This is a genomic window from Shewanella sp. SM32, from assembly GCF_025654235.1.
GTDB lineage: Bacteria > Pseudomonadota > Gammaproteobacteria > Enterobacterales > Shewanellaceae > Shewanella > Shewanella oncorhynchi.
This window is the reverse complement of the sequence record NZ_JAKKRO010000015.1, coordinates 1-13,363: the sequence shown is the minus strand read 5'-3', so window position 1 is coordinate 13,363 and position 13,363 is coordinate 1. Positions and strand designations below refer to the sequence as shown.

Annotated in this window: 9 protein-coding genes and 1 pseudogene; 6 read left to right on the top strand and 4 right to left on the bottom strand. The window is 46.9% G+C overall.

Translation table 11 applies throughout. The annotated features are described in order from the left end of the window. Positions 1–29 precede the first annotated feature (29 nt). Positions 30–662, top strand: coding sequence for a porin family protein (locus tag L5M10_RS08200; protein WP_263237419.1), 633 nt, complete (start codon positions 30–32; stop codon positions 660–662). Positions 663–697: 35 nt separating this feature from the next. Then, on the top strand, positions 698–1,651 hold the full coding sequence (locus L5M10_RS08195; RefSeq protein WP_263238654.1) for a D-2-hydroxyacid dehydrogenase: 954 nt from the start codon (positions 698–700) through the stop codon (positions 1,649–1,651). Positions 1,652–1,719: 68 nt separating this feature from the next. Here the strand turns inward: L5M10_RS08195 and L5M10_RS08190 are convergent, their stop codons facing one another. The 4 genes from L5M10_RS08190 to purT form a co-directional block, all read right to left on the bottom strand. Beyond that, the gene (locus L5M10_RS08190; protein ID WP_263255156.1) at positions 1,720–4,002 is read right to left on the bottom strand and encodes a hypothetical protein; all 2,283 of its coding nucleotides are present in this window, start codon (positions 4,000–4,002) and stop codon (positions 1,720–1,722) included. Next, positions 3,992–5,458, bottom strand: a complete 1,467-nt coding sequence (locus L5M10_RS08185) for a DUF3142 domain-containing protein (protein WP_263255154.1) — start codon at positions 5,456–5,458, stop codon at positions 3,992–3,994. Before L5M10_RS08185 ends, L5M10_RS08190 begins: the two co-directional genes overlap by 11 nt. A 143-nt stretch (positions 5,459–5,601) precedes the next feature. Then, positions 5,602–7,326, bottom strand: coding sequence for an RluA family pseudouridine synthase (locus L5M10_RS08180; protein ID WP_263255152.1), 1,725 nt, complete (start codon positions 7,324–7,326; stop codon positions 5,602–5,604). A 290-nt stretch (positions 7,327–7,616) separates the two neighbouring features. Next, a complete protein-coding gene (gene purT, locus L5M10_RS08175) occupies positions 7,617–8,792 on the bottom strand; it encodes a formate-dependent phosphoribosylglycinamide formyltransferase (RefSeq protein WP_263255150.1) in 1,176 nt (391 codons plus the stop codon). A gap of 280 nt (positions 8,793–9,072) precedes the next feature. On the opposite strand from purT, the gene L5M10_RS08170 reads away from it, so the two are divergent. From L5M10_RS08170 to L5M10_RS08150, 4 genes and pseudogenes are all read left to right on the top strand, one after another. Then, positions 9,073–9,465: a DUF3302 domain-containing protein gene (locus L5M10_RS08170; RefSeq protein ID WP_028759246.1), complete on the top strand. Its 393-nt coding sequence runs from the start codon at positions 9,073–9,075 to the stop codon at positions 9,463–9,465. A gap of 1 nt (position 9,466) precedes the next feature. Continuing rightward, the gene (locus tag L5M10_RS08165; protein ID WP_263164186.1) at positions 9,467–10,612 is read left to right on the top strand and encodes an HlyD family secretion protein; all 1,146 of its coding nucleotides are present in this window, start codon (positions 9,467–9,469) and stop codon (positions 10,610–10,612) included. 95 nt (positions 10,613–10,707) lie between these two features. Next, positions 10,708–12,217: pseudogene (locus tag L5M10_RS24170) on the top strand (AAA family ATPase). A 135-nt stretch (positions 12,218–12,352) separates the two neighbouring features. Further along, complete coding sequence (locus L5M10_RS08150; protein WP_263141545.1) at positions 12,353–12,988, top strand: DUF2625 domain-containing protein; 636 nt, start codon at positions 12,353–12,355, stop codon at positions 12,986–12,988. The last annotated feature ends 375 nt before the right edge of the window (positions 12,989–13,363 follow it).

The window sequence follows — 13,363 nt, the reverse complement described above, 5'->3', positions numbered from 1 at the left end:
TGGTTTTTGTAAAAGATAAGGAATTCATTATGAAAAACACTTACCGTTTGTTGCTGTTGGCGAGTTTGTTACCTGTGGCTATGTCCGCGCAGGCCGAGGTGTTTATCGCTCCTTTTGGCGGTTATAGTCTGGGGGGCGGTCAATTTGATGTGAATCAATATGAGGTCAACACAGATCAAACGGGTGATAAGGCTGATGTGAAGGTCGAGGAGTCGAGTCATTACGGTTTGATGGTGGGTATTGGTACGAATGATCCCGGTAATATTTATCTTTTATATAGTCATCAAGCCTCTGAACTGAAAAGTGGCGGCTTGTTTACGCCAGACTTTCTTACCTCGTTAGATTTAGATTACATCCACTTGGGTGGCACTTTATATTTTCCCCGTGGCGATATCCAGCCCTATGTCACCGCCAGCGCGGGGATCACCCGTATGCTGCCTAGCGGTTGGTCGAGCGAAACGCGTTTCTCCATGGGAATTGGTGGCGGGGTAGAGTATCAAGTGACGCCACACTTTGGCCTGTTTGCGGATATTCGGGGTTATGCGACTTTTATCAACAGTGACACTTCGCTGTTTTGCAATGAAGATGAATGCCTATGGCACATTACGTCGGATGTGATGTGGCAGGCTCAGGCTAACCTTGGGCTCAAAGTCAGTTTTTAGATCTAACGCATCGTCTTAAAAGGAGATTTAGTGGCATGAAAATAGTCGTACTTGATGGTGAAACCTTAAATCCTGGCGATCTCAGCTGGCAATCCTTAAATGAATTAGGCGAGTTTGCGTGTTTTCCCCGCACAAGTGGCGCTGATATTGTCGCGCGAGCCCAAGGTGCTGAAGTCATTCTCACCAATAAAACGCCGTTGACTGCAAAGACGCTAGCACAACTTCCTAGTCTCAAATACATAGGCGTATTGGCCACGGGCACGAACGTTGTCGATATCGCGGCAGCTAAAGCGCAAGGTATAGTGGTCACTAATGTGCCCGCTTATGCGCCTGATGCCGTTGCGCAAATGGTGTTTGCCCATATTCTGCATCACACCCAAGCCGTGGCCGCCCATCATCAAGCTGTGGTCGACGGCCGGTGGGTGAACTGCCAAGATTTTTGTTTTACTTTAATGCCGTTGCAATCTTTAAAAGGCAAGACTTTAGGCTTAATAGGTTATGGCGATATCGGTCAGCAGGTGGGAACACTCGCCCTCGCATTCGGGATGAAAGTTCTTGTCAATACTCGCTCAGTTATCAAGGATTTACCCCAAGGCGTGACGTGGGCGCAACGTGATACTGTGCTTAGCGAATCAGATATTATTTCGCTCCATTGTCCGCTTACTCCAGAAACTGAGCAATTTATCAATCAACAAACCCTCGCCTTGATGAAGCCTAATGCGCTGCTGATTAATACAGCGCGCGGTGGATTAATTGATGAAGCCGCGCTTGCAGCAGCGCTGGCTCAAGACAAGTTATTTGCCGGCGTGGATGTGTTATCGACTGAGCCGCCCACTGCAGATAATCCCTTATTGCGTGCGCCTAATATCAGCATCAGCCCCCATAATGCGTGGGCGACGAAGGAAGCAAGACAAAGTCTACTCAATATCGCAGTGGCGAATTTGAACGGTTATTTAAAGGGTGAAGTGATTAACTGCGTGAACAAGTAAAGCGGTATGCGTCTTTCTCTCTTTTCATCATGTCGACGTTGAGAGAGAAAGACGTAAATGGTAATTTATTATTGAGTTTTTCTTCTACGCATCCACCACACACCCAATAAGCCTGTGAGGGCTAATACGCCAAATACGACGGGCTTTTTCAGCTTGTGGTACAGGGCGTTCCATTCTGCCATTTCATTCGCCTGCGCTCGTTTTACTGCACTGTCAAAATCGGGCGCTTCACACTGCAAACCAAAGTTCTCGGCCCAAGGCACAAAGGGGCCGTTGGCGACGTATTTTTTGTAGTAACGCAGGGCAAGCTCTTGATCTCGATACAAGACCCAACCAGTGGCTTGGCAGAGTAGCGCTGCATAGGCTTGGCTGTTGTGGGGTACATGATCCGATGCCTTGTTGGCTAGTTCTGCTGCCGTGTAGCGATAATGGAAGCGTTTATCGGGAATTGCTTGGCTGGCGCTGATCCGCAGTTGTTCTTTCTCAGCCAGTTTGCTCGGCTCATTCCAATCACTTAGATCGAACACACCTTGGTAAATAGTGTAATCCGGGGCTAATTCAAATCCTAAGAGTTCCATGCCTTGGTGGCGGGCAAGTTCGGCAACAGCCCAATAGGCTTTCGCGCTATCAATGCCTTTTGTTTTTTTCGCTGCATTCAACTCTGTGCCGTAGGCAAGGGCGCTGGCATTCAGTTTAGGATTAGGGAAGTAAACTGGCGCTTCAGCTATCGCGCCTTCGCGTAATAGCCTGCGACCTAGCAAGTAGCGCAAGCGGTTGTTAATTGGCTCAATATTATCGTACCAGTCGCTGTCTTTAGGGTATTCAAAGGCGATAAATGGCACATGTTCGTCGACAAATAACTTAAGTTCAGCCGTGGTGAGCACGCGCTCCGCCACATAGGCGATGTCTTGCCAGTACTCATCACCGCTGGCGAGTAAGTGACTGAGCGCATCGACATATTCGCCACGCTCTAGTGACAACACCCCTTGCTCTGCACGAATACGACAGTAAGTGGCTGTATCTTCATCGGCATTAATGGCTTGTTGCTGAGTTTCTTTAGCGTCAACTGTGGTCGAGATCTTATTGAGTTGCTCTGGGAAGTGACGCGCTGCCTGAGCATAGGCCTTGGCAGCTTCTGCTTGATCGCCCTTTTGTAGCATTAATTTTGCGTTGAGCCACCAAGTGAGGCCGCTCGGTTTCGCTAGCGTTAATAGGCGCTCAGCACTGGCATAATCCCCTAACTGGTAATAAATCGCCGCTAATTTATCGCCATGGTTGAGCTGTAAGCCATCGGTTGGAAATACTTTAAGGAGCTCAGCAACCTTTAATCCCATTTCTGAAAGCTGGCCATTGTAGGCGAATTCATTAGTGCTGCTTTGCCAATAGGCAATCAATAACTGCTGCACGCTCGCCTGTTGCAGTAGCGGCTTAAGTTCAGCAATCTCTTTACCCATCAAAGTGCGGCTTAACATCAATAAGGAATCATAACCGCCGCTATCGCCCTGTACCGATTGGGTGGCATAGAGCTCAATAGCTTTATTCAGTGCATCAGGGGTGAGAGTCATTTGCAGCTCTGACTCAGTTTCACCTGTAGCTTGATTGGCCAATTGCGGGAGCGGCTGGCCTTGGTGTAGCAGGATATAGGCTTGTTCACCTAAGCTCGCTAAACTCAAACGCAGGGGATCGGCGGCGCCTTGTGCGACTTCGGTTTGTAATTGTGTCAGGTAAGCATTGGCACGATTAAAATGTTCAGGATCAGCCGAAGTCTTGCTTAAGATAAGCTCAATACGCGACAGCGAATAGAGTGCCCACAGGCTACGAGATGCGCGTTCACTTTGTGGTAATTTAATGATTTTGCTGAAATAGTTACTCGCCCTCTCATAATCTTTTGCTTCAAACGCTACGGCACCTAAGGTGTACCAAGTTAGTGCTTGTGGTAGATCTTTGTCTAACTTAGCGGCCATTTGCTCGGCTTCAATGGGGCCCGTTGCATCCCGCAGGGTGTTTACTAAGGCCAAATGGGCGTCACTTAACTCGCTGTTTTCAAAGGCGCGAGTTTGTGAAAGATAACGGCTATGCACTTCATCCCACAGATATTCCTGTGCAGCGGGTGCATCTTGATACTGCCAAGGCAAAGGTTTTGCGAGGGCGGTGAGCTGCTGGCTGAAAGAGGTTTGCGGTAAATAACTGAGATTGCTCTGCCTATCATGAGTGAGTTGCAAAGGAAAATCGGGGCCGCAGGCCAATAGCATAGGGGAAAATAAGCTTAAACAAATGAGCGTGGTCTTTTTAAGCATAAAAGCCCGATTGGGTGTTGCCATGGTAAACGATAGTTTTGGCTTATGGCGCATAAATTCCCTGTAAATATAATGACTCACAACGTGCCCAGCCTATCACTTTTTGGCCGCCAGGGTTGAGCATGTGTGTTTGAATGTCTCTGTTTGATTGCGGCATAGGCATGATTGCAGTGCGTGAAACTGTTTTGGTTGGTGTCAACGCTGCTGTATTCTCAGCTCGCCATTGCCACGTTAACAGCCCATCTTTTTGTATTACGCTATAGCCATTTTGCGCATCATACCCGCTGCAAGCTTGTCCCGCTAGCGACAAAATAGGAGGAATTTCACCTGCAATATTACCGTGATTCATTAAGCTCAGTTGAAATAGCTGTGGCCTGTGGATTTCCAGATTTTTTGGCTTATTTTCAGCGGCTAATATCGTTTGGGTTGTGGCCTTGTTATCGCTTGAGATCACTAATTCAATCTTAGCGGCAAGTTCACCTTGCTGTGCAACGGCGATTAAGGTGTTGAGTGGCCAAACCCTTTTATCCCCTTCCAGCGGCAGCCGAAACCAGATAATGCCTCTGAGTTTGGCATCTTTTTGAGTGTGTAGTTTTTGCACAAAGGCTTGTAATACTAGAGGATCGGCCATCAGTTCCTGTACTACATTGGCTGATTGGAGTTGATCGCGCAGCGGTGTTTCACTTTCAACTTTATAACCTGAAGCAGTACTGATGACCGCCGAACCATAGGCGGGGAGCGCAATAAGGTAAGGCACAGTGTTGATATTTGAGAGTTGCTGCACCCACTGCCAACCTTGAGTCGCATCGAATAGTCCGAGGCGTGGATCGCTTACGCTGTGAATTTGTAGCACGAGTTCATCAATACTGGTGAGTAACACGGGAAAATCGGCGCTACTGAGCCAAGCGGGCAGTGCAGTAATGCTGAGTTTGAGTTCTGTGGGTAACTGCGCTTTAAGCTTTTTAAGAAAATCCCGATAGGCTGGCAGTTTACTGTTGGCACTGTCGTGGTCGATTTCAACACCTGTGATGTGCGTGCCTTTTGCCTGCCAATTTGCTAGTACTTTTTTGATTTTATTAATAACTTGTTCATCATTTAAATGCACGAACTGACCATCTAAGCGAATCACGGCAATTTTTGGCCTAGGATCTGCCTGCAACCAAGCATGATTGACCGCAACTTCAAACCAAATGTCTGCGCCATTGGTTTTGGGATGTGCTTGCAGCGCTAAAATACGTAATCCTTGGAATGCACCTTGGCTTTGCACTAATGCCGTTTGATTGGCGGGGCGCCATTGGCGCTGCCAGATATAGACTTCCTGCGCGAGTGGCGCTCGAAGCGTTGTTGCTTCTGTAGCGGCTTTTACTGCGACACTGGTATTTGGGCTAGCCGTGGTTTCATTAGCGTTCGATGCTGGCTGACAGGCGCTCATAAATACGGCGGCGCTCAACAAAGCAAATAAGAACCATTGATTTTGGCTTATGTTTTTAACCAGATTGCCTATGCCCATACTACCGCTGTCGATTCCGTTTTGAGTGAGACATTACTATGCCTGAAAAATGCCACTTATACATCGCGGTCAAACTTCTGATAATGCTCACTAAGCTTGGTTTTCCTTTTGGTGCCTTGCTAATCAATATCAGAACTCAGATCTCAAAAATCAGGATCGACTTGAAAGCGCATCTGTTCACGGGTGACGGGATGTTGAAGCATCAATAAATCTGCATGCAGATGGAGGCGATTGGCGCGAGTGCCGTACAGATCGTCACCTACAATGGGCGTATTTAGCCCTTCTGAGTGGGCGCAGTGAACTCTGAGTTGATGGGTTCGGCCCGTTTTTGGGGATAGATATACGCGGGCTGTACGTGCCATTTCATCGATATGGCTCAATTCCCAATAGGTTTGGGCCGCTTTGCCAAACTCATGGCAAACGAGTTGCCTCGGTCTATCGTCTAAATCGCCACGTAGGGGTAAAGAGATTTGTCCGGCTGCCTGCTTATCTGCCATTGCTGTAGGGATCCCTGCTAAAAGTGCCATATAACGTTTAGTCACTGTGCGCTGGATAAACTGTTTTTGCAGTTGTTTATGGGCGTCTTTTGTCAATGCGATCACCATTAATCCCGAGGTCGACATATCGAGCCTGTGGACGATAAGTGGTCCAGTGGCATTGGGAAATGTTTGCCGTATGCGCGAATACACTGAGTCTTCAATCTCTTTGCCGGGCACTGATAAAAACTCGGCGGGTTTGTTCACAATCGCCATCGCCTCGTCTTGGTAGAGGATGCTTAAGGTTTTGCCTTCGGCGGGGTTCGTCAGCAGCGGATTATCATCGACAACAAGCCCTTCGAGCATATGTCCCAAGATAGGTTGGCATTTACGCAGACAGGCAGGATAAAACTGCTTATGTTGGCGAATTTCTGATTTTGGCGGCGCCCCCCACCAAAATTCGGCAATCGCCAATGGTTTAAGACCGTGTTTAAAGGCGTAATGTAGCAACTTCGGGGCGGCACATTCCCCTGAGCCTGCGGGCGGTGTTAACTCAACCGTCCCGTTAAATATGCCGTTAAGGCTTTTTTCTGCGCCGCGAATATTCAAAAAACGATACTGCTCAAACAGCTTTTGCTGCAGCGCCGCCGAGAGCTGTTTACGCTGTAGTCTTAACGCGTCACGCTTATCAGTGAGCAGAGTTAACGCTTGGCTGATGGCATGGATACGTTCATCCCAATAGCGTTTAATATCTCTTAACTGATTCTTTTCGTTAATGCTTTCTTGGCTGAGTTTAGCTTCGATTGCAGTATTTTCACCTAAAGTCTCATCAGTCGGATTGGCAGCCCATTGCACTGCGAGTTGATTGCGCTGCGTCTTGCGGGATTGACGGCCGTCGATCATCACTTGCCTGTGGGCGGCAAGCTTGGCTTGTGCTTGAGCTTGCTCAGCGTTGAGTTCGTTCGATAGCCGAGGAATATCGGGGTGATTTTCTACTGCAAGTAGCTGCTCGTTAATTTGGTTGATTTGCAGATTTTCGGCGTGGAAAAAATTGTCCTTAGCCAGCATATCAAACACAGGTGGAACGAAGCGTGGCCAATGGTTCTGCTCAGCTAACTTGCCCGAAAATGCCGACAAATAGCCCACATCTCCCTGCGGATCTTGCACTAAAAGTACACCAAACATTTTACCAATGGCACCGGTTAACTCCCCTGTGAGGCCAAAGTTATGTTGCCAATCGTTTTGAGTCTCAAGGTGGCGTTGTAATTCGTTGGCGGCGATCACGCATAATGGATGCGGTTCGTAATAGAAAGGAAAGGTAAAACGTTGCGGCAGGGCATAGGCATCAATGGCTTGTGTGAAAGAGGTAAAGCAAGAAGGCTGAAGATGCATATTGGGATCTACTGTTGGTTTTACTTATCTGGGTTAATTATCGGAGTTAATTATCTGGGTTAATTATCTGGGTTAAGCCACTACTTAGGATGAGGGCAAGCAAGAAAGGGCGTTAGTTTACTCTGTCGATTTGGGACTGTCGATTTGGGACTGTCGATTTTGGGCTGTCACTTTTTATTGGTACGGATTTTAGATACGGCTCTGTGTTGAAAAAGGGAAATGGCATTAAAGCGCATTTCCCTTTGATGTGTCGCTTGTACTTAAAGCCAATTTTAAACGGTTAAACCCGCTTAAAAGATGACTTTCACTTTACTGGCGCTATCGAGTGCTTTGCTGATTGCGCTGTCGATATCGATATCACGGGCAAGCGCGACACCTAAACGGCGGCGACCATCAATATCGGGTTTGGCGAATAATCTAAGCTGAGTGTTGACCGCTTCTAATGCCGCACCAATCCCTTGGTAGCGGATATTGCTTGAGGTGCCTTCGGCCAAAATTACCGCTGAGGCACTTGGACCATGCTGATGGATATTGGGAATAGGTAGGCCGAGAATCGCTCTAACATGCAGGGCAAATTCCGATAAATCTTGGCTGATGAGTGTGACTAAGCCTGTGTCATGTGGTCTTGGCGAGACTTCAGAGAAATACACTTCATTGCCTTTAACAAACAGTTCTACGCCAAATAGTCCATAACCGCCAAGGGCTTCGACGACTTTGCTCGCAATCGCTTGGGATTTTGCTAACACTTCATCGGACATGACTTGTGGCTGCCATGACTCGCGATAATCGCCATCTTCTTGCCTGTGGCCAATGGGAGCACAAAAATGAATGCCGTTGACTGCGCTGATGGTTAACAGGGTGATTTCATAATCGAAGGGAATAAAGCCTTCGACTATCACGCGACCGCTGCCGGCGCGTCCGCCTTCTTGGGCGTATTGCCACGCTTTATGGCTGATGGCGATATCGCGAATAACGCTTTGGCCTTTGCCCGAGGAGCTCATGACTGGCTTCACCACACAGGGCACGCCAATTTCACTAATCGCTTGATTAAATTCGGTTTCGGTATCACAGAAAAAATACGGAGAAGTCGGTAAACCTAAGGTTTCAGCGGCGAGACGACGAATACCTTCCCTGTCCATAGTGAGCTTCGTTGCCCGAGCCGTTGGGATAATATTCACCCCTTCTGCTTCCATGTCCACTAAGGTTTGGGTGGCGATGGCTTCAATCTCTGGGATGACTAAGTGCGGTTTTTCTAACTCGATAACCGCACGCAGGGCGTTGGCATCGAGCATATTGATCACATGGGAGCGATGCGCGACTTGCATGGCGGGGGCGTTGGCGTAACGGTCAACGCCAATCACTTCAACGCCTAAGCGTTGCAGTTCAATGGCCACTTCTTTGCCAAGTTCACCGCAGCCGAGCAACATGGCGCGTCGTGCGCCCTCAGTGTAGGGAGTGCCTATCATGTGTGGGTACCTTTGAGATTGTAGGGATGATGAGTTTTATGCTTGCGTTCTATGCCGCAATGATGTGGCTAGTTTAGCCTGAACAGGCTTTAGGGTCATGGAGTAAATCGACAAGTGTGTCCCGGATCACTGGGGCAAAAACGAAACCGCATATCTTTGGCTAATATTGGGGATAAGGTTGAGATGAAACTCAAATGTTAATGTTCTGTTGATGGCATGTTTTGTGACCATCCACTAATCTTTGGGATGGAATACATATTATTAATACAAGGAGATGCTGATGTTCTTAGATTACTTTGCGTTAGGTATTTTGTTTTTTGTCATCATTATTATGTTTTATGGCGTCATTGCCATTCATGATATCCCCTATGAAATAGCCAAAAAACGTAATCATCCCCAGCAAGATGCATTGCATATTGCCGGGTGGGTGAGTCTATTCACCCTACATGCTATTTGGCCATTTTTATGGATCTGGGCGACTTTATACCGTGAAGATCGCGGTTGGGGGTTCAATACTGTAATGAAGCGAGAATTAGTTTTAGAGGAGGATGTGAATTCATTGCGCGAGACGGTCAGAGGGCTTCAGACTCGGCTTGAACAGTTAGAGCAAATAACTCCCATGAATATAGCGCCTGCTGTGGATGCGATAAAAACAGACAAAGTTGAGGTATAACATGGATTTATTACTCATACTCACCTATGCGGCCGTGTGTATTGCTATCTTTAAAGTCTTTAAAATTCCGATGAATAAATGGACTGTTCCCACCGCAGTGCTGGGTGGAGTGTTCATTATTGGTACCTTATTGCTCGTGATGAATTACAACCATCCTTATTCTCGTTTTGCCCGTGAATATTTTGTCACTATCCCTATCACCCCCGCAGTAAAAGGCTTAGTGACTTCGGTGGAAGTGCTGCCTAATGTGCCAGTTAAACAAGGGGATGTGTTATTTCGTCTCGATCCTATTCCCTTCGAGGCCGTTGTTAAACGTAAACGCGCAGCTTTGATGGAAGCAGAGCTCCAAGTGCCACAACTCGCCGCGGCGTGGGAGTCTGCTAAGGCTAATGTAGAGCGCGCTAGGGCCGATAAAGACCGTAATAAATCTGCCTTCGAGCGTTATGAGTTAGGCCGCAAGAAAGGGGGCGCGAATTCGCCTTTTACTGAACTGGAACTCGATAATAGGCGTCAATTGTACTTAGCCTCAGAGGCACAACTGACTGTCGCGAATGCTGAAGAACTGCGTGTCCGGCTGGCCTATGAATCTAATATTGATGGTGTTAATACCAAAGTAGCTGGCTTGCAAGCTGATGTAGCCAGTGCACTCTACGATTTAGAACAGACCGTCGTGCGGGCACCTGCAGATGGTGTGGTGACGCAAATGGCACTTCGTGCGGGAGCGATGGCAGTGCCTTTACCATTACGTCCCGTAATGAGCTTTATTCCCGACGAGCAGCGCTACTTTGCGGGGGCATTCTGGCAAAACTCGTTAATGCGTTTGCAGGAAGGTGATGAAGCTGAAGTGATATTGGATGCCGCTCCAGGACAAATCTTTAAGGGAAAAGTGGCGAAAATATTACCCGCTATGGCTGAAGGTGAAGTTCAAATGGGCGGCGCGCTGCAGTCATCGGCTCGTTTATTTCAAAATGGTCGCGTTATTGTGCTGATTGATATCGAAGATGATGCTATCCGTACGCAATTTCCTGCGGGTGTTTCTGGGCAGGTTGCAATTTATACTGAACATTTCCATCATGTCGCTGTGATGCGTAAAGTATTGCTGAGGATGCAAGGTTGGCTGAATTACTTGTTTTTTGATGGACATTAACCCTTAATCGGTTAACTTTTGTCTGTTGTATCAAGTCCAGTTCGCTGGACTTTTTTGTGACACATTTTTGGGTGAATAAAAAGGAATTTGAAAGCATGCAAGATATTCACGATTTAACCTCAGTGCTGCGCTCCAATACGCCAATCGTAGTGATTGAAACCTATGAAGAATATCGCGTGGTCGAGTTACTTAAACGGGTCGCCAGTGTGCTTTATCAACCTGTGTTTACTTGGAGCATTACCCAAGGTTTAGCACGGGTCGATAAACCTATGGCGGCGCAAAAGTTTAATAGTGAACCCACAGATTTGCTTGGGCAAATTAAATCAACCTCGCAGCAGGGGATTTATGTACTGTGCGACTTTCATCCCTTTGTGATCGATGCGCCAAAGAATGTCCGTTTACTCAAAGAAATCGCCCTCGAGTACGAGACGCTGCAACACACATTAGTGCTGGTGAGCCATGCCTTTGATATCCCGCCCGAAATCAAACGTTATTGCGCCTATTTTCAATTAACCTTACCAAGCACAGTGCAATTGCAAAACCTGATCTACCTTGAGGTCGATAAAATTCGTCAACAAGGCACGCCGTTACTGGTCGATGATATCGCAGTGGTCAAATTAGCGGAGAATCTGCGGGGCGTGACCTTAGACGATGCCCGCCGTCTGGTGCGTAAAGCCATAGTCGATGATGGTGCTGTTACCTTGTCAGATATTGATGCTATCAATAAAGCTAAGTTTCAGTTACTCGACTTAAATGGCGTGTTGCAATTTGAATACGACACCAGTGATTTCTCGCAGGTCGCTGGCCTGCATAATCTTAAAAAATGGCTCAAGCAGCGCGCCCATAGCGGCTGTCAGCACCCTTGACCAAGGCGATAAGCCGATTTCTGTTCAACACACCAAGGCGCTCGATGCGCCCAAGGGGATTTTGCTGCTGGGCGTTCAGGGCAGTGGTAAGAGCCTCGCGGCTAAGGCAGTTGCGGGCGTCTGGCAACGACCTTTGCTCAGACTCGATATGGCAGCCTTATATAACAAATACATAGGTGAAACTGAGAAGAACCTGCGTAATGCACTGGATCTGGCTGACATGATGTCGCCCTGTGTGCTTTGGATAGATGAAATTGAAAAAGGCTTAAGCGGGAGTAGCAGTGATGAGGGAACATCGACGCGGATCCTCGGCACCTTACTCACTTGGATAGCGGAGCGTAAATCTGAAGTGTTTGTGGTGGCTACCGCTAATGATATTCAAGTTCTGCCGCCAGAGTTGATGCGAAAGGGCAGGATGGATGAAATCTTTTTTGTCGATTTACCCGACGAAGCTATACGCAAAGCCATCTTCTTAATCCACTGTAAGCGCCGTGGAATCGATGTGGCGAGCTTAGATCTCGCCCAATTATCGGCTCGCAGCAAAGGATTTTCCGGCGCCGAAATCGAACAAGCGGTTATTGCTGCCATGTATACCGCAAGAAGTGTCGAGTGCAGTGTCGACCAAGTGTTATTACTTGAAGAACTTAGTAAGACACGGCCTTTATCTGTGGTCATGAGCGATAAAATCAATGCGCTACGACAATGGGCTGCAGGCCGAACCGTGAATGCCCATGAGTAAGATTTTTGCTTGGTTCCATGAGTGCTAACTAGCATTTTTAAACGCTATATTGGCTTAGTTATTTTCGAGATTCCCAAGGTACAGTTATGAATGATGAGTCGTTTTACTGGATATTAGTGATACAAGGATAAGAGATTGAAAAGTATATATGAACTGATTGATATCGAAGACTCTGGCATAAAAGTAGTCAATGAAATGGTTGCTGGTGCTGAGCATTGTGTAGAGATACTGCCGCCTTCAAAGGATCGGGTTGAAGTACTTGAATCACTTCAGGTATCGACTCGTTCGGTATTAGGGGCAATTGCCTACGAAACCGGTGGGATTTTGATCGACAATGGATGGATTCGTTTTTTCGGCTCTGGACATGAAAGATTGTCTAGAAACCTTACTGATTGGAATAGAAGTGCACATTATCTTTTAGTGGCGAATGACGTAGTTGGTGGATTTTTTGCTATCAACGGCGGCGGTTTAGGCGCAGATGTTGGGAATATATACTATTGGTCGCCAGACTCAATTCATTGGGAAGGGTTAGAAATCGGGTTCGCAGATTTTTTTCAATGGTCAGCTACAAAGAGAATCAATGAGTTTTATGCGAGTTTAGGTAAAGAGCGCTTTCAAAAAACCTATTCACAGATAGCTACAGATAAATGCCTGAGTTTTTATCCATTTTTATGGGCGAAAGAAGGTTCTATTGAAATAAGCAGCGTGAAAGTGGTGTCAGTTGATGAAATGTATAGGCTGAAATTGGAATTATTAACCTCGGTTAGTTAATTCGTTTACCCGCTGATTTTATGAGTACTTCTGCAATAATTATTTGTTATAAACATCTAATATATTGATTGTTAGATGTAAATCTGCTTATCAGCTCTATTGATTCAACATGGATGGGCTGTATATGCCATATATGGACCCATCCGGTTTGCAAGACATTCGATATCAATTTTGAGAAGAGTTCATTGCACCCATATATTCGGCCTGTTATTGAGGTATGCCTCTGGCCCTGATGGATATCTGCTTCTACTGTCCTTATCATCCTTGCGGCTTCATTATGAGCCTATGGCGAGCTAAGGTTTTTAGTAGATCAGTCTGACTGTCTCATCATCAATTCAAGTGTCTTAGCAACTTGCTGGTTGGTTAATTATTAAC

Bases quoted from the DNA above. Each gene is read 5' to 3' on its own strand.
- L5M10_RS08200 (WP_263237419.1), top strand. From the start codon at position 30: ATGAAAAACACTTACCGTTTGTTGCTGTTGGCGAGTTTGTTACCTGTG.
- L5M10_RS08195 (WP_263238654.1), top strand. From the start codon at position 698: ATGAAAATAGTCGTACTTGATGGTGAAACCTTAAATCCTGGCGATCTC.
- L5M10_RS08190 (WP_263255156.1), bottom strand. From the start codon at position 4,002: ATGCGCCATAAGCCAAAACTATCGTTTACCATGGCAACACCCAATCGG.
- L5M10_RS08185 (WP_263255154.1), bottom strand. From the start codon at position 5,458: ATGGGCATAGGCAATCTGGTTAAAAACATAAGCCAAAATCAATGGTTC.
- L5M10_RS08180 (WP_263255152.1), bottom strand. From the start codon at position 7,326: ATGCATCTTCAGCCTTCTTGCTTTACCTCTTTCACACAAGCCATTGAT.
- purT (WP_263255150.1), bottom strand. From the start codon at position 8,792: ATGATAGGCACTCCCTACACTGAGGGCGCACGACGCGCCATGTTGCTC.
- L5M10_RS08170 (WP_028759246.1), top strand. From the start codon at position 9,073: ATGTTCTTAGATTACTTTGCGTTAGGTATTTTGTTTTTTGTCATCATT.
- L5M10_RS08165 (WP_263164186.1), top strand. From the start codon at position 9,467: ATGGATTTATTACTCATACTCACCTATGCGGCCGTGTGTATTGCTATC.